Below are 16636 nucleotides of genomic sequence, written 5' to 3'. Positions count from 1 at the left end.
CGCCCGGTCCGACCGCGCCGGCTCCGACCGCGCCCGGTACGACCGCGCCGAGTCCGACCGCGTGGTGGGGGGGGGGGGGGGGGGGGGGGGGGGGGGGGGGGGGGGAGGGAGGGGGGGGGGGGGGGGGGGGGGGGGGGGGAGAGAACGGGGGGGTTCCCCCCCCCTCGCCATGCCCGCCCTGCGCCGCCCCCGACTCTCATACGGATGAACTTCCCGCTCCACGCGCACTCCGCACCCCGTTCCCGGTCATGCACTGGACCGGACCGTACGGTCGCGAGAGACGTGAGAGAGGGCAGTATCGAATGGGGCGCATGGAGCAGCGGGGTCAGGGTCAGGAACAGGAGCGGCTGTTCGGCCGCAGACAACTCCTCGGGCTGGGCGGAGCGGTCTCGGCGGCGGCCGTGCTGACCACGCTCGACGGCCGCGCCGCGCGGGCCGCCGGACGGGCGGGACAGGCCGCCCGCGCGGAACCTCTCGTACGGGCGGAGCCTCTCGTACGGGCGGAACCTCCCGTCCGGGCAGAGCCCTTCGCCCGCGCGGAGCCTTTCGGCCCGCGCCCCTGGATCGACTTCTCCGGGACCCCCACCCGGCTGATCAACGGCGCCAGGCTCCACCACACCACCGTCCTCCAGTCCTTCGGCTTCGACGAGAGCCGCGGCCACCTCTACGCGCTCCAGGTGATGCAGGGCGGCGTCCGGCTGCGCGGCGAGCCCCGCGCGTACTCCCACGCCGAGCGGCAGCGCCACGGCGACCTCTGCCTCAACCGGCTCTCGACCGGCGGCAGACAGCTCGGCCGGATGTACCTCAAGGGGTTCGGCCACGGCGGCACGATCGGCGTCGACCCCGACGCGGGCGCCGCCGACCTGTGGACCGAGTGGGACGCCCACCCCGGCAGCGGCTACGGGCGCGGCATCGCCCGCATCGCCTACGCCGAGGGCTCCGTACTGCACACCGACCGCGCGGCCCCGGGCACCTTCCGCCCCAAGCCCGGCACCACCGGCAACTACCCGGCCATCGACATCACCACCCGCCGGCTGCTGCTGCGCTACATCCGCAAGGGCAGGCCCCGTTACGCGCTCTACGCCCTCGACGCCTTCGCCGCCCGGCAGTTCGAACCGCTCGCCGACTTCGCCCAGCCCGGCACGGAACTGCGGCTGCCGTACCAGGGGATGGCGGTGCGCGGCGACTACGCGTACCAACTGCTCGGCAGCGCCTACGGCCCGAAGAACCCCCGCCCCTCGGGCGGCAACACCCGCCTCTTCTGCATCGACATGCGCAGCGGCGAGGTCGTACAGCAAGCGCGCATCCTCGCCGGGGGATCCCTCCACCCACGCGAGCCGGAGGGACTCGCGGTCATCGGGAGCGCCGCCGCCCCGCGGCTGTGCATGGGGTTCGCCACCGGGCCGGGGCGGGGCCGCGCGTACTCGATCTTCCAGTGGGGCGGCCGCTGAGGGCGGCGGCCGCCCGCTGACGCGATCTTCCCTACCGGCCCCCGGAGTGCGAGGGTGATGAGTATGGGCGGCGACTTGATCAAACTCCTGTGCGACGGGCTCCCCACCGCGGCGGTCCTCACCGACCCCGACGTCACCCGCTCGTACGCCAACGACATGGCCAGCTTCTGCGCGGCCGGGCAACCCGCCGCGGTCGTCCTGCCCCGCACCGTCGAAGAGGTGCGGCACGTCATGCGCACCGCCACCGCGCTGCGCGTGCCCGTCGTGCCGCAGGGCGCCCGTACCGGCCTGTCCGGCGCGGCCAACGCCGTCGAGGGCTGCGTCGTGCTGTCCCTCACCGCGCTCGACAAGATCATCGAGATCAACCCCGTCGACCGGATCGCCGTCGTCGAACCCGGCGTCGTCAACGCCGCGCTCTCCCGGGCCGTCGCCGAACAGGGCCTCGCCTACCCGCCCGACCCCTCCAGCTGGGAGGAGTGCACCATCGGCGGCAATATCGGCACCGCCTCCGGCGGCCTGTGCTGCGTGAAGTACGGCGTCACCGCCGACTACGTCCTCGGCCTCGACGTCGTCCTCGCCGACGGACGGCTGCTGCGCACCGGCCACCGCACCGCCAAGGGCGTCGCGGGGTACGACCTCACCCGCCTGTTCGTCGGCTCCGAGGGCAGCCTGGGCATCGTCGTACGGGCCGTACTCGCCCTCAAGCCCGCACCGCCCCAGCAACTCGCGCTCGCCGCGGAATTCCCCTCCACGGCCGCCGCCTGCGCCGCCGTCTGCGACATCATGGCCCGCGGCCACGCCCCCTCACTGCTCGAACTCATGGACCGCACCTCCGTACGGGCCGTCAACGCGCTCGCCCGCATGGGCCTGCCCGAAACCACCGAAGCGCTCCTGCTCGCCGCCTTCGACACCCCCGACCCGTCCGCCGACCTCGCCGCGGTCGGCGCCCTGTGCACCGCGGCCGGCGCCACCGAAGTCGTCCCCGCCGAGACCGCGGCCGAATCCGAACTGCTGCTCAAGGCCCGCCGGCTGACCCTCACCGCCCTGGAAGCGCTCAAGCCCGCCACGATGATCGACGACGTGTGCGTGCCCCGCTCCCGGCTCGGCGCCCTGCTCGACGGCGTCGCCGCCATCGCCGAGCGGCACAAGCTCACCATCGGCGTCTGCGCCCACGCCGGAGACGGCAACACCCACCCCACCGTCTGCTTCGACCCCGACGACCCCGACGAGGCCCGCCACGCCCGCGAATCCTTCGACGAGATCATGGCCCTCGGCCTCGAACTCGGCGGCACCATCACCGGAGAACACGGCGTCGGCCTCCTCAAACGCGACTGGCTCGCCCGCGAACTCGGCCCGGTCGGCCTGGAGATGCAGCGCGGCATCAAACGCACCTTCGACCCTCTCGGCATCCTGAACCCGGGGAAGGTCTTCTGAGAGCAGGGCGGGCGACCCCGGGCGGCCCGGCCGTTCGGGCAGGGGTTTAGGGCGAGGGACGTAGGGCGTTCGGGGCCACGGACGCAGCCGGACTCGTCCGGAAGTCCGATGCGGGGCCAGAGTGCGGAACGTACGGTCAAAGTGCACTGAGTCCACGGAATTGACGGCATCCACCACCTTGGAGGTCCCGTGCCCGCGCAGCTCAACCACACCATCGTGCACAGCACCGACCGCTTCGCCTCCGCCCGCTTCGTCACCGAACTCCTCGGCGAGCCGGAGCCGAAGACGTTCGGGCCGTTCGCCGAGATCACGCTCGCCAACGACGTCACCGTCGACTACGCCGACGACCACCTCCTCGAGGGCTTCAAGATCACGCCGCAACACCTCGCCTTCCTGGTCTCCGAGGACGAGTTCGACGAGATCTTCACGCGCATCAAGAGCCGCGAACTGCCGTACTGGGGCGACCCCTTCCACACCGAGCCCCAGCAGATCAACCATCGGCACAACGGCCGGGGCGTCTATGTCGACGACCCGGACGGACACGCCATCGAGTTCCTGACCCACCCCTACATCAAGGGCGAGTGACCCCGCGCCGCCACCCACGGGAGGCGGCCCGCTACGCCCCCGCCTCCGGCGAGCCGTCGGACGGCCACGGGCCGCGCAGCCACAGGTCGTCGCCCGGGGTGGGGGCCAGCAGCTGGCGCAGCGCGTCGTCGATGGCGAGGCGCTCGTGCTCCGAGCCCGGCGCCACCGCCCGCAGGGTGCGTTCCAGCCACGCGGAGACCACCGAGGCGGGCGCCTCCAGGAGCGCGTCGCCGTCCGGGGACGACAGGGCCATGCAGACGATGCTGCGGCCGTCGATCTTCGTCGGCCACACCCGCACATCCCCGTGCCCGCAGGCCCGGAAGACGCCCTCCACCAGCAGCTCACGGGCGAACGTCCAGTTCACGGGGGAGTCCGAGGTGACATGGAAGCTGATGTGGACGGCGAACGGATCGTCGGTGCTGTAGGACAGGCGGGCCGGTACGGGGATGCTGCGCTCCGGCGACAGCACCAGGTTGAGCTCCAGCTCTCGTTCCACCACGGTGTGCATGAAGTGCGCCCTCTCTGCTCTGTATCTCTCGGTGCGCAGCCCCTGTGAACGGGCCCGCACCGGATAGAGCGCGCTGCCCCTCACTCCATTACGCGACTTCCCGGAAACATTCCGAATATTTTCCGGCTCGCACGTGCGGGTGGTGCTCCGGCCGGTCGGCCCCGGGCGCTCGGCCCTTCTGGTAGACCTGTTCCCTGCACACCCGGTTGCGTTGTGTGCATTGAGGTCACGAGGCACCGAGCCACGAAGCGTCGAGGCCGCGAAGGGCCGAGGCCGCCCCAGGGCCGAGGTCGCGAAGGGCCGAGCGCTCTACACCTCCTCGCGCCGGTGCGGCAGACTGCTTACGCCCCACCGAGCACCACACGACACAGCACGGCCGAACAGATACGGGACATCGGACATCATGAGCGCGTCTACCTCAGGATCAGCCGACGGCAGCCCCACCCCCGGCTTCTACCCGGACCCGTCCATCCCCGGCTACATCCGGTACTGGAACGGCGCCGCATGGGCCCCCGGCACCAGCCGGCCCGCTCCGGTGGACGGCGAGGCGATGCCGGCCGCCCCCGCGGCGGCGCCGCCGCCGCTCGCCCCGCCGGTCGTGCGCACGCCCGAGGCCGGCCCCGCCGAGCCCCTGCGGCCCACGGTCGCGCTGCCCGAGGAGACCGGGCCGATGTTCCTCGACGAGGAGCCGCTGCCGCGAACGGCGGCCCCGGACGTACGGTCCGAATCAGCCGTTCCCGCCCCGGAGCGGGACGACCCGCGGCGACCGCACGGCGCCCGGCCCGGACCCGCTGCCGGCTGGCCGGCCGGCGCCTCGCCCCAGAACGCCTTCGGCGGCGAGCCGGACCGCCACATCTCCTGGGGCCCGGACGACCGTACGGCCGACGAGCGGCCCGAGACGGCGTCCGCGCACCGGCCTTCCGAGCCGGAGGCGGGCGCACCTGAGACCGCCCGGTACGCCCCCGCCGCGCGGTCCGCGCCCGATGACGTCGTCTGGCCCGCCCCGGCCGAGAGCACCGAGGCCGCGCCCCCGGCCGCCGCACCCGCCCGGAGCGGCGAGAGCGTGCCCGCCCAGGGCGGCGGCACGCCCCCCGCCGGACACGCCGCTCCGCCGCCCGTACGCGCCGCCGAGCCGGCCCCCGAGCCGTGGGCCGCCCCGATCGGCGGGGCGATGGCCGGTTACGGGCGCGGTACGGACAGCCCCGAGGCGCGCGTGCAGCCCGCGCCGGCGGGCGGACCAGGGCAGCAGGGCCAGCAAGCACAGCAAGCACAGCAAGCACAGCAGGGCCAACACGGACAGCAGGGCCCGCAGGCACGGACCGCGCAGGGTCCCCAGCCGTCCGTTCAGCCGGTTCAGCCCCCGCAGGGCCTGGTGCCCGTGCAGGGCGGCGGCGCGCCCGCGTGGTCGCAACAGCAAGGGCAGCAGGCACAGCAGCCGCAGCAGGCGGCTCCGTACCCCGAGGGGGCGCACGCGGGCGCCTATGCTCCGGCGGCCCCGGCGGAGGGTGTCATTCCGTGGAAGCCCCCGGTGGACAACCCCTTCCTCCAAGCGGCGCAGGCCCAGGGCCGGCCCGCCTCCCTCGGCCGCCGCCTCGGCGCGCGGCTGATCGATTCGGTGGTGCTGGGCGCGATCGTGGCCGCGGCCGCCGTGCCGCTCTGGTCGAAGGCGGCCGACCACATCGACGGCAAGGTCGAGGGGGCCAAGCAGTCGGGCGAGACCGTCACCGTCTGGCTCCTGGACGGTACGACCGGCACCTACCTCGGCATCGTGCTGGCCGTGCTGCTGCTGGCCGGGGTCGTGTACGAGGCGCTGCCCACGGCCAAGTGGGGCCGCACGGCGGGCAAGAAGCTGTGCGGGGTGCGGGTGCTGAGCATCGAGGACCACGACAAGCCGTCGTTCGGGGCGGCGCTGCGCCGATGGCTGGTGTACGGCGTGCTGGGCCTGCTGGTGGTCGGCGTCGTGAACGTCCTGTGGTGTCTGTTCGACCGGCCGTGGCGGCAGTGCTGGCACGACAAGGCGGCGCACACCTTCGTGGCGGACGCCGGCTGAGCGTGGCGCGGTGAGTGCGCCGGAGGGCGCCATTTCGCGCGGCTCGAATTCCACCCGGACGGCGTGAGCCGGATGCGACGGTCCGCGTAGGCCGGTCTACTGGGTCCATGAGTAGCGACCAAGCGCGGCCGCCCGAGGATGACCCGTTCCGGAAGAAGCCGCAGGAACCGCCGCCTTCCGCCCCTCCGCCTCCGCCGTACGGCGCGGACGTGCCCGGCGGCGGGGGCGGTGGACCGTACGGCGACGGGGGCGGTGGTCCGTACGGTGGCAGTGGCCCGTACGGCGGGGGCGGCGGCCCCGGCAATCCGTACGGGGATCAATACGGTGCGGCCGACCCGCTGGCGGGGATGCCGCCCCTCGCCGGCCGGGGCCGGCGTCTCGTGGCCCGGATCATCGACGGGCTCATCGTCGGCATCCCGGTCAGCGTCGTCGCCACGCTGGTGATCGGCGGCTACAACCCGACCGAGGACACCGTGAAGTCCACGAGCCTGTCGGTGATCATCGCCCTCGTCTACTTCGTCTACGAGGGGCTGATGCTCACCAGCCGGGGGCAGACCGTCGGCAAGCGGCTGATGAAGATCCGCGTGGCGATGCTGGAGAACGGCGCGATTCCGGCGGGCCGCCCCGGATGGGCGCGGGCGGCCACCTACTCCCTGCCGGAGATCGTGCCGTGCTGCGGCTTCATCTTCTGGCTGGTCAACGTCCTGTGGTGCACCTGGGACAAGCCGTATCAGCAGTGCCTGCACGACAAGGCCGCCAGGACCGTGGTGGTCTCCGCGCGGTGAACCGGGGTGTGCACCACGGGGAGCATGTGGGACAAGGGGGCAAAAACGTTTTGCCGCTCAGCGGCGCAGGGAGTGCTCCTTGATCCGTGAGCCACCGGCGCGCGCGGGCGCGCGTCGGCCGGCCACCCGGCGTGCGGAGACCGACACGGCCGCGGGCGTGGACACGGCGGCGGTGCCCGGAGCGGTGGTGGTCTGCGGCTCATTGGCTCGCGCCGCGCGAGCGGCCGTGCGCGGCAGCGGCACGGTCATGGCGACGAGTAGCCCGAGCGCGAGGGCGACGACGGCGACCACCGCTACCCCCAGCCCCGTTCGCGTCTGCGACAGAAGCAGCATCGCGAGGGCGGAGATGACGACAGTGGCCGAACCGTAGGCGATCTGTGCGGGAGTCGGACGCGGCATAGCGGTGATCCGTCCTCGGGGCTTCGATTGAGGGGGAGAGTCGTGTAGTGCGTACCGCAAAACGACTCTACGGGGCTGTCTGCCCCCACGGAACTGCTGGTAAGCGTGACCTAACACACGGTACCGATGCATGGGGGGCGCACGGAATCATTCAGCCATCCGACAGCTGAGATGGGCGCGCCTGTTGATGTCCGATATTCGTAACGCAAAGGCCACGTACCGCACCGGCCGTCCGGGTTCCGACGCGGATCTGCTTTTCCTTCTGTCACTCCGGATTAACGCCTCCTCAGTTCTTACGGAGAAGGACGCTCACAAACGCACAACAGTCAACGGGAAGGATCGGGTCCGGTGCCGTGATCACGGCGGTCGGCGCGCTCCGGGCGGCGGCCCCGGCTGCCCGCGCCACGCGGGTGAACGATCGCCCAGCGATCGTGTGCGGGTGAGGGTTTCTGCAGGTCAGGTTGGGTTTTCGGGAAGGGGGTCAGGGCTCGTACGGGCCGCGGGCGAAGGTCGGCTCGCCGTCGTGGCGCAGCCGGTGGCACTCCGCGACGCGGAGCGCGAACGCCGCGGTGCGTCGAAGATCGTCGAGAGCGGTAGCGGCGGCTATGCGGAACTTGCACCGGAGAAGACCGAAAAGATATTCACGATCTTCGCGGGCTCCAATGGGCTCCGGCCGCCTCCGGCGGCAAGGTCGATAAATCCATGGTGTGCGCTCCGGTTTCGGAGGCGGTCGACGGGGCGCGTTCACCGGTGAGGAAGTGCTGCGGGGAATCCCGGACCGGCGCACAATCCTCAGCCGATCCACCGGTCGCCAGAAAGGCGGCGGCGGGGCCTTGCGTAAAGACTTCAACCAGAAACACCTCCAGGTTCTCCAGTTTTGGCACTGCAAGACTTTTGACGGCGCGAGACTTCTTGCGTCGTGCGCCTTTTGGCGCCGCGAGTCTCGGGGTGCGGAAAGCGGAAGCGGAAGGGGAGGCCCCGCGGGGGCGTGCGCACCGGCGGCCGCGGACCCCGTCGGCGCGTGGCCGATGACCGCGCATATGGCGTGATCCTTACTGACACTCACCTCCCGAGCAAGATCATTAAGGCAGGTCCGGGCGGCCCCGCGATGGAGCTCCAGGCCAGGCCGCTATCCGATGGATCAGCATTGCCGCAGGTCAGAGGTGTGTGAGCCATTGCCCCCTAGCGGTCGGCGGCCGATAGCGTTTGAATGCATCCCGTGAAGCTCTTATTGACGCGACGTCTCACGAAGGGGTTCTGATGCACATGGCCGGTGGCGGATTCGCCAAGCTTCCGGGGGGCAGTGTGGTGGTGGCCCTGTCGCTGCCCAGCCCGCCCGGCGGCAGTGGGATGCCGGGGGCCCGGGTGCGGGTCCTGGTGCACGCCGTGAACCGCCAGCGCGCCCTGACCAGGCTCCGCAACCTCGGGCTGCGCGCCGTCTACCTGCGTGGCAACACCGAGCCGCCGACGCCCGACGAGATAACGGCGGTGCTGCACCACCCGGACGGCCTCGTCTGGCGGTCCGTGCCCGACGACGACACCGAGTCGTGGCACCCGATCCGCAGCCTGCTGCGCGCCCCGGCGGACCGCCGCGCGGGAGCCAGCCACTAGCGAGTGCCCGTACGGACGTGGGCCGCCGGGGCCGCGGACCGGCGCGCAGGCGTACCGCGCGGCCTCCACGCCCGTCCCGCGGCCCTGCGCCCCGTCACCGCGGCCCTGCGCCCGTGCCGCCGCCAGGCGGCCGTGGGCGGACCATGGACAGACCGCGCCGTATCGCGGACGGCCGCAGGCTGCCGCCGCCGGTCAGCCGTTCTGGAGGACCGGCTTGCCGCTCAGCTCCACGCCGGCGTCCCGCAGCTCTTCAAGGGCCCGCTCGGTGGTGCCCCGGGCGACGCCGGCGGTCAGGTCCAGGAGCACCCGCGTGACGAAGCGCTCGCGCCGCGCGTCCAGCGCGGTGGCCCGTACGCAGTGGTCGGTGGCGAGGCCGACGACGTCCACCTCGGCCACGTCCCGGTCCCGCAGCCAGCGGGCCAGCGGCGTCCCGTTCTCGTCGGCGCCCTCGAACCCGCTGTACGCGGCCGTGTGGGCGCCCTTGTCGAAGACCGCCTCGACGGCGCCGGAGGCGACGGCCGGCGCGAAGTTCGGATGGAAGCCGCTGCCTTCCGTGCCGGCGACGCAGTGCGGGGGCCAGGAGTTCTCGAAGTCCGGATGGGAGGAGAAGTGCTCACCGGGATCGATGTGATGGTCACGCGTCGCGACCACGTAGCGGTACCCGGCGGTGGCCTCGCCGATGAGGTCCGTGACCCCGGCGGCGACGTCGGCGCCGCCCGCGACGCCGAGGCTGCCGCCTTCGCAGAAGTCGTTCTGCACGTCAACGACGATCAATGCACGGTGCATGGTGCGCATCCTTTGGCAGGGGCCGCGGGGGCGGTGGGGGGTCTTCGGGGGAGCGTGCGGACCGACTCGTTGTGACCGAGGGTAGTGAGTGCGGAGGCGTTACGGGAGAGGGCGTTCGAACCAAGCGATTCCCACCGGACGGAACCCCGCCTTCCGTCACGCCCGCAGCAGCTCCTACGGGCGTGACGCGACACCAAGGGGCGCTCCCGCCGTCACCCCGCGCCCCCTACATGCGCTTCCCCCTACACGTACTCCGGGGGAGGCGGGGCGCCACTCACTCCGGAGGAGGCGGGGCTCCACGTACTCCGGGGGAGGCTCGGCTACACGTACTCCGTAGGAAGCACGGCCTCGCCCCGCGACAGCTGCGTCGCGGACAGCGGCAGCCCCGCCCTGGCCCGAATGTGCCGGTCGCGGGCGGCGTCCAGCGGCTCGCGGGCGACCACGTCGCCCGCGCGCACGAGCCGCACCTGCAACTGGTGATCGGCCAGTTCGGGCGGCACCGGGCCGGTGCCCACGACCTCGGCCTCGGCGATGCCGTCCGCGTCCGGGCGGCGGGCCGCCCACTTGCGTCCGCCCATCGAGGACTTCGAGCCCATGGACTTCTTCGCCACTGGGCGCAGCGGGCCCGCCGGGTCGTTCGAGTCGGCGCGGGCCACGATCTTGTAGACCATGGAGCAGGTCGGGTGCCCGCTGCCGGTGACGAGCTGGGTGCCGACCCCGTACGCGTCCACGGGCGCGGCGGCGAGCGAGGCGATGGCGTACTCGTCCAGATCGCTGGTGACCACGATCTTCGTCTTGTCGGCGCCCAGGTCGTCGAGCTGCTGCCGCACCCGGTGCGCGATCAGCAGCAGGTCGCCGGAGTCGATGCGGACCGCGCCCAGCTCCGGCCCGGCCACCTCCACGGCGGTGCGCACCGCCTCGGTGACGTCGTAGGTGTCGACCAGCAGGGTCGTACGGCCGCCGAGCGAGTCGACCTGCGCGGTGAAGGCGTCGCGTTCGCTGTCGTGCAGCAGGGTGAAGGCGTGGGCGCTGGTGCCCACGGTCGGGATGTTGTAGCGGAAGCCGGCCGCGAGGTCGGAGGTGGTGGCGAAGCCGCCGACGTACGCGGCGCGGGCGGCGGCGACGGCCGCCAGCTCGTGGGTGCGGCGGGCGCCCATCTCCATCAGCGGCCGGTCGCCCGCTGCCACCGACATCCGGGACGCCGCGGCGGCGACCGCCGAGTCGTGGTTGAGGATCGAGAGGATCACCGTCTCCAGCAGCACCGCCTCGGCGAAGGTGCCCTCGACGCGCATGATCGGCGAGCCGGGGAAGTACACCTCGCCTTCGGGGTAGCCCCAGATGTCGCCACGGAACCGGTAGTCGGCGAGCCACGCCAGCGTCGGTTCGTCGACGATGTTCTGCTCGGCCATGAAGTCGAGCACGTCCCCGTCGAAGCGGAAGTTCTCGACGGCGTCCAGTACCCGGCCGGTGCCCCCCACGACACCGTACCGGCGCCCCTCGGGCAGTCTGCGGGTGAATACCTCGAAGACCGAGCGGCGGTCGGCGGTGCCGGCCCGCAGGGCGGCCTGCAACATGGTGAGTTCGTATCGGTCGGTGAAGAGCGCCGTCGACGGCACCTCCACCGGCAGCCCCAGGTCCGCAGCGTTCACTTCCGCCTACCTCGCTTTTCGTGCCCTCTGTGCTTGCCGTGCCATGCCGTGCCGCGCTTCCGCACTTCCGCGTTCGCATGCTTCTGCGCTTCTGCGCTTCTGCGCTTCTGTGCTCTGTGCGTTCTCGGCTGTGCGCTTGTGCGTTGTCGCTGTTCCGCTTCGTGCGCGCCGCACCGGGTCTTGGCCGGGGTCCGGGGGCCGCCACGAGATGCTACCCCGAATACTCGTCAGAGTGACGATTTCTAGAGGCCGTTTGTGCGATGCCCCACCCGGGGTGGCAGCATGGAACCCGTGAGCGTCGCACCGGTCGAGATCGAACGTCCCGAGTCGAGCGAGGCACCCTCCGTGGTGCCTGAGCCCGACGTTCCCTGGGTCACGCTCGTACACAACGACCCGGTGAACCTCATGAGCTATGTGACGTACGTCTTCCAGGCGTACTTCGGCTACTCCAAGGACAAGGCCCACAAGCTGATGCTGGACGTCCACCGCAAGGGCCGCGCCACCGTGTCGAGCGGCAGTCGCGAGGAAATGGAGCGCGACGTGCAGGCGATGCACGGCTACGGGCTGTGGGCGACCTTGCAGCAGGACCGCTGATGGCCGGGTACTTCGAGCCGGTCCCCGGCGGCGGCGCGGCCATCGCCCTCGACGAGGTCGAGGCATCCATCCTGCGCAGCCTGGCCGTACAGCTGTTGGAGCTGATCGGGCCCGGCGAGAGTGGTCCGGAGGACGAGGATCCGCTGGCCCGGCTCTTCGCGGAGGGTCCGAGCGAGCCGCCCACCGACGCGGCGCTGGCCCGCCTCTTCCCGGACGCCTACGGCGGCCCGGACGTGAAGCCGGAGTCGGCCGAGGAGGGCGCGGCGCGCGAGCGGTCCGCCGAGTTCCGCCGCTTCACCGAGAACGATCTGCGGACCCGTAAGCGTGAGGACGCCCTCGCCGTCGTGCGTTCGCTCGACTCGGTGACGGCCGCGGGCGACGGCGGCGCCGTGCTCAAGCTGCGGCCCGAGGAGTCCCGGCAGTGGCTCGGCGCCCTCAATGACCTGCGGCTGGCCATCGGGGCCCGGCTGGAGATCGCCGCGGACGACGACAGCGAGATGTTCTTCCAGCTGCCGGACGAGGACCCGCGCAAGCCGATGGTCATGGCATATCTGTGGCTCGGCGGGCTCCAGGAATCCCTCGTGGAAACCCTTATGCCCTGAAGCCGGATATGCGGGGGGAAGTGTTCGCTCAACGAGCGCTCAAATCCGGATAACGATCCCGTCACTACAGGCGGGGTTATTGCCACACTCCAGGCTAATTGTCCCACTTTTCCACCGGCCGGTTCCATGGTCACTTGTGCCGATCCCGCGACGGCCGTGATAAATCTTCACGATCTGCCGCAGCGACGCCACCCATGTCGCGGCGGGGGCGCTGCGCCGGCCGACCGTCGGCGTGCAGGAACTCCATCCGGGGGGATCGGGACCCGATCCGGGCAGACCGGGTCGTTATGGAGAAAGGCGCACCACCATGACCTCTGAGCAGGTCGCGGACCACGCCGCGGGAGCGGCTGCCGCAGAGCAGGACGGAAGCGGTCAGGGAGCTTCCGAAGAGGGTTACCAGCGCGGACTGGGCAACCGTCAGATCCAGATGATCGCCATCGGCGGCGCCATCGGCACCGGCCTCTTCCTCGGTGCGGGCAAGGCCATCACCAAGGCCGGGCCCAGCCTGATCCTCGCCTACGCCGCGGCCGGTCTGGTCATCTTCTTCATCATGCGGGCACTGGGCGAACTGCTCATGTACCGCCCGGTGTCGGGGTCGTTCTCGGAGTACGCACGAGAATTCCTCGGCCCGTTCTGGGGGTTTGTCACCGGCTGGACCTACTGGCTCTTCTGGGTCGTCACCGGCATCACGGAAGTGACCGCCGCGGCCACCTATGTGCATTACTGGAACAAGGACATCCCACAATGGGGATCGGCTCTCGTCTTCACGGTCATCCTCTTCGGCGTCAACCTGATCTCGGTCAAGCTCTTCGGTGAGCTGGAGTTCTGGTTCTCGATGGTCAAGGTCACGGCCATCATCGGCATGATCCTCATCGGCCTCGGCGTGATCACCATCGGCTTCTCCGACGCCGGCGACACCGCCTCCTTCACCAACCTCTGGTCCCACGGCGGATTCTTCCCGCACGGTATCCGCGGCACGCTGATGACCCTGCAGATCGTGATGTTCGCCTTCCTCGCCGTCGAACTCGTCGGCGTCACCGCGGGCGAGGCCACCAATCCGAAGAAGGTCCTGCCCAAGGCCATCAACACCGTGCCCTGGCGCATCGCCGTCTTCTACATCGGCGCGCTCATCATCATCCTGTCGGTGGTCCCCTGGACCGTATTCCTGCCGGACACCAGCCCGTTCGTCGCGGCGTTCGTGAAGATCGGCCTGCCGGCCGGCGCGGGCATCATCAACTTCGTGGTGCTCACCGCGGCGCTCTCCTCCGCCAACTCGGGCATGTACTCCACCGGCCGTATGCTCCGCGATCTCTCGCGCAACGGCCAGGGCCCCAAGGTCTTCAACTACCTGAGCAAGAACGGCCTGCCGACGCGCGGCACCGCGATCTCGGTGGCGCTGATGCTCGTCGGCGTGTGGATCAACTACCAGTGGCCCGGCGAGGCGTTCAACTACGTCGTCTCGTTCGCGACCATCTCCGGCATGTGGGCCTGGATCATGATCCTCATCTCCCAGCTGCGCTACCGCCGGATGGCCGACCGCGGCCTGCTCCCGCAGTCCAGCTTCCGGGCCCCCGGCGCCCCCTGGACCAGCCTCTTCGCGCTCGCCTTCATCGCCATGGTGATCGTGCTGATGGGCGTCGACAAGGAGGCCCGGGTCTCGCTGTACGCGGCCCCGGTGTGGGCGGCGATCCTGATGATCGGGTACTTCGTGCTCAAGGCGCGCAACCCGCAGGCGTTCGAACGCAAGGGCCACCCGAACCTGGTCGCCCAGGGCACGGCCGAGAAGGAGGACTGAGGCAGACGGACCGGCGGACGCGGGAACCCCGCGCACCCGCCGCCGTACGTCCAGCACCCGGGCCCGCCCGCGCCGTTCACCGGCGCGGGCGGGCCCGCCGGTCTTCCCGCCCGCGCCCCGGCCCCCTGCGTGCGACCCGCTCCGCCGGTCTTTCCGCCCGCGCCCCGGGCCCCTGCGCGCGACCCGCCCCGCCGGTCCTTCCCGCCCGCGCCCCGGCCCCTGCGTGCGACCCGCCCCGCACGGCCCCTTTTATGCTGGCGCCATGCTGACCATCACCCAGGCCCTCCACGACCGGATCGTGGCGCACGCCCGCGCCGACCACCCCGACGAGGCGTGCGGAGTGGTCGCGGGCCCGGCGGGCACCGACCGCCCCGAGCGGTTCATCCCGATGCTCAACGCCGCGCGCTCGCCCACCTTCTACGAGTTCGACTCGACGGACCTGCTGAAGCTCTACCGCGACATGGACGACCGCGACGAGGAACCCGTCATCGTCTACCACTCGCACACCGCGACCGAGGCGTACCCCTCCCGTACGGACGTCAGCTACGCCAACGAGCCGGGCGCCCACTACGTGCTGGTGTCCACCGCCGAGTGCGGCAACGACGAGGGGCCCGTCTCCTTCCGCTCGTACCGCATCGTGGACGGCGTGATCACCGAGGAGGACGTCAAGCTCGTCGAGGAGTACGGAGCGGGCTGAGCGAGACCGGACGGGCGCCCTCGCCGGGCTCCCGGCCCGCCCGTACGCCCGATCGCGTCCGTACAACGAGACCCAGCCGTTCGCATCCCGGGACAACCTTCCGGTGACCGGACCGGGAATCGATACGATGAGCCCATGGTTTCCCACGACGTGAGCGAGAAGACGCCGGGCGCACTGCTCGTGGCGCGGCTGCACGTCGACCTGTGCCGCCTCGCCAGCGCGATGTGTCCGCGCAGCCCTGCCGCCTGATTGCCGCGGCGTCCGCTCGCACCAGCACCACGGCGCGCCGCCGCGCGCAGCCCGACGCCCCTTCCCGCATTCCGACAGGAGCACATCCATGGCCATCGACGTCCGCATTCCGACCATCCTGCGCACCTACACCGACGGCCGGAAGGAGGTCGGCGGCAGCGGAGCCACGCTCCAGGAGCTCATCGCCGACCTCGAAAGCCGCCACCCCGGCATCAGCGAGCGCCTGGTCGACAAGGGCGAACTGCGCCGCTTCGTCAACGTCTACCTCAACGACGAGGACGTCCGCTTCCTCGGCGGCATCACCACCGAGCTGACCGACGGCGACAGCGTCACGATCCTCCCGGCCGTCGCGGGCGGCATGCGCTGATGCGCTACGACAGCCCGCTGGCAGCCGTCGGGAACACCCCGCTCGTACGGCTGCCGCGGCTCTCGCCGGCCACGGACGTCCGTATCTGGGCCAAGCTGGAGGACCGCAACCCCACCGGCTCCGTCAAGGACCGCCCCGCCCTGCACATGGTCGAGCAGGCGGAGAAGGACGGCCGGCTCACGCCCGGCTGCACCATCCTGGAGCCGACCAGCGGCAACACCGGCATCTCGCTCGCCATGGCGGCGAAGCTCAAGGGCTACCGCATGGTGTGCGTCATGCCGGAGAACACCAGCGAGGAGCGGCGCCAACTGCTCACCATGTGGGGGGCGGAGATCATCTCCTCGCCTGCGGCGGGCGGCTCCAACACGGCCGTACGGGTCGCCAAGGAACTCGCCGGGGAGCACCCGGACTGGGTGATGCTCTACCAGTACGGCAACCCCGACAACGCGGGCGCGCACTACGCCACCACCGGCCCCGAGATCCTCGCCGACCTGCCCTCCGTCACCCACTTCGTGGCGGGCCTCGGCACCACGGGCACGCTCATGGGCGTCGGCCGCTATCTGCGCGAGAACGTCCCCGGCATCAGCGTCGTCGCCGCCGAGCCGCGCTACGACGACGTCGTCTACGGGCTGCGCAACCTGGACGAGGGGTTCATCCCCGAGCTCTACGACGAGTCGGTCCTCACCACCCGCTACTCCGTCGGCTCCGAGGACGCGGTCCGCCGGACCCGCGAACTCCTCGCCGAGGAAGGCATCTTCGCGGGCGTCTCCACGGGCGCCGCCCTGCACGCGGCGATCGGCGTGGCCCGCAAGGAGGAGCGGGCCGGGCGCGCCGCGGACGTCGTCTTCATCGTGGCCGACGGCGGCTGGAAGTACCTTTCGACGGGCGTCTACACCGCCGAGACCACCGAGGCCGCGGTCGAGAAGCTGCACGGCCAGCTCTGGGCGTAGCGGCGTCCGTCCCGGGGGGGGGGCCCCCCCCCCCCCCCCGGCCCCGCCCCCCCCCCCCCTCGCACGGCGGCCACCCCCATCCCCCCCCCCCCCCCCCCCACCCCCCCCACCAAAACCCCCCCCC

The 16636-nt window shown here is 71.6% G+C and carries 18 protein-coding genes; 13 read left to right on the top strand and 5 right to left on the bottom strand.

All coding sequences use genetic code 11. From position 1 onward, the window contains the following. Positions 1–311 precede the first annotated feature (311 nt). From AC07AB_RS32775 to AC07AB_RS32765, 3 genes are all read left to right on the top strand, one after another. Positions 312–1451 carry a phage baseplate protein gene (locus AC07AB_RS32775; RefSeq protein WP_478574739.1) on the top strand — a complete coding sequence of 380 codons (1140 nt, stop codon included), beginning with the start codon at positions 312–314 and terminating at the stop codon, positions 1449–1451. 63 nt (positions 1452–1514) lie between these two features. Then, positions 1515–2885: an FAD-binding oxidoreductase gene (locus tag AC07AB_RS32770; protein WP_478574737.1), complete on the top strand. Its 1371-nt coding sequence runs from the start codon at positions 1515–1517 to the stop codon at positions 2883–2885. A gap of 189 nt (positions 2886–3074) precedes the next feature. Continuing rightward, positions 3075–3470, top strand: a complete 396-nt coding sequence (locus AC07AB_RS32765) for a VOC family protein (protein WP_478574734.1) — start codon at positions 3075–3077, stop codon at positions 3468–3470. A gap of 31 nt (positions 3471–3501) precedes the next feature. Here AC07AB_RS32765 and AC07AB_RS32760 read toward each other — a convergent pair whose 3' ends face one another. Next, positions 3502–3978 (bottom strand): SsgA family sporulation/cell division regulator, encoded by a 477-nt coding sequence (locus tag AC07AB_RS32760; protein WP_478574731.1) that lies wholly within the window; start codon positions 3976–3978, stop codon positions 3502–3504. 403 nt (positions 3979–4381) lie between these two features. Here AC07AB_RS32760 and AC07AB_RS32755 point away from each other — a divergent pair, with 403 nt between their 5' ends. Then, positions 4382–6028, top strand: a complete 1647-nt coding sequence (locus AC07AB_RS32755; protein WP_478574728.1) for an RDD family protein — start codon at positions 4382–4384, stop codon at positions 6026–6028. Positions 6029–6135: 107 nt separating this feature from the next. After that, on the top strand, positions 6136–6813 hold the full coding sequence (locus AC07AB_RS32750; RefSeq protein ID WP_478574725.1) for an RDD family protein: 678 nt from the start codon (positions 6136–6138) through the stop codon (positions 6811–6813). Positions 6814–6870: 57 nt separating this feature from the next. Here the strand turns inward: AC07AB_RS32750 and AC07AB_RS32745 are convergent, their stop codons facing one another. Further along, positions 6871–7212, bottom strand: coding sequence for a hypothetical protein (locus AC07AB_RS32745; RefSeq protein WP_478574722.1), 342 nt, complete (start codon positions 7210–7212; stop codon positions 6871–6873). A 641-nt stretch (positions 7213–7853) separates the two neighbouring features. Next, entirely contained in the window at positions 7854–8096 is a 243-nt protein-coding gene (locus AC07AB_RS32740) for a hypothetical protein (protein WP_478574720.1), read from the bottom strand. 382 nt (positions 8097–8478) lie between these two features. Between AC07AB_RS32740 and AC07AB_RS32735 the strand changes: the two genes are divergently transcribed. Beyond that, complete coding sequence (locus AC07AB_RS32735) at positions 8479–8823, top strand: hypothetical protein (RefSeq protein ID WP_478574963.1); 345 nt, start codon at positions 8479–8481, stop codon at positions 8821–8823. Positions 8824–9015: 192 nt separating this feature from the next. Here the strand turns inward: AC07AB_RS32735 and AC07AB_RS32730 are convergent, their stop codons facing one another. Both AC07AB_RS32730 and AC07AB_RS32725 read right to left on the bottom strand, forming a co-directional pair. Continuing rightward, a complete protein-coding gene (locus AC07AB_RS32730) occupies positions 9016–9609 on the bottom strand; it encodes an isochorismatase family protein (RefSeq protein WP_478574717.1) in 594 nt (197 codons plus the stop codon). A 320-nt stretch (positions 9610–9929) separates the two neighbouring features. After that, entirely contained in the window at positions 9930–11258 is a 1329-nt protein-coding gene (locus AC07AB_RS32725; protein ID WP_478574715.1) for a nicotinate phosphoribosyltransferase, read from the bottom strand. Between the two features lie 282 nt (positions 11259–11540). On the opposite strand from AC07AB_RS32725, the gene clpS reads away from it, so the two are divergent. The 7 genes from clpS to AC07AB_RS32690 all read left to right on the top strand — a co-directional run bounded on the left by clpS (position 11541) and on the right by AC07AB_RS32690 (position 16512). Continuing rightward, positions 11541–11852, top strand: a complete 312-nt coding sequence (gene clpS / locus AC07AB_RS32720; RefSeq protein WP_478574713.1) for an ATP-dependent Clp protease adapter ClpS — start codon at positions 11541–11543, stop codon at positions 11850–11852. After that, complete coding sequence (locus AC07AB_RS32715; protein ID WP_478574710.1) at positions 11852–12454, top strand: DUF2017 domain-containing protein; 603 nt, start codon at positions 11852–11854, stop codon at positions 12452–12454. The genes clpS and AC07AB_RS32715 overlap by 1 nt, the downstream gene beginning before the upstream one ends. Before the next feature lie 307 nt (positions 12455–12761). Continuing rightward, positions 12762–14249, top strand: a complete 1488-nt coding sequence (locus AC07AB_RS32710; protein WP_478574707.1) for an amino acid permease — start codon at positions 12762–12764, stop codon at positions 14247–14249. 262 nt (positions 14250–14511) lie between these two features. Further along, on the top strand, positions 14512–14946 hold the full coding sequence (locus tag AC07AB_RS32705; protein ID WP_478574704.1) for a M67 family metallopeptidase: 435 nt from the start codon (positions 14512–14514) through the stop codon (positions 14944–14946). A gap of 135 nt (positions 14947–15081) precedes the next feature. Beyond that, positions 15082–15195: a putative leader peptide gene (locus AC07AB_RS32700; protein ID WP_478574701.1), complete on the top strand. Its 114-nt coding sequence runs from the start codon at positions 15082–15084 to the stop codon at positions 15193–15195. 88 nt (positions 15196–15283) lie between these two features. Further along, positions 15284–15562, top strand: a complete 279-nt coding sequence (locus AC07AB_RS32695; RefSeq protein ID WP_478574698.1) for a MoaD/ThiS family protein — start codon at positions 15284–15286, stop codon at positions 15560–15562. Continuing rightward, the gene (locus tag AC07AB_RS32690; protein ID WP_478574695.1) at positions 15562–16512 is read left to right on the top strand and encodes a PLP-dependent cysteine synthase family protein; all 951 of its coding nucleotides are present in this window, start codon (positions 15562–15564) and stop codon (positions 16510–16512) included. Before AC07AB_RS32695 ends, AC07AB_RS32690 begins: the two co-directional genes overlap by 1 nt. The last annotated feature ends 124 nt before the right edge of the window (positions 16513–16636 follow it).

The organism is Streptomyces sp. NPDC044033 (assembly GCF_056434425.1).
Note: the sequence above shows the minus strand (reverse complement) of the source record. Positions and strands in the feature narration are given on the sequence as shown.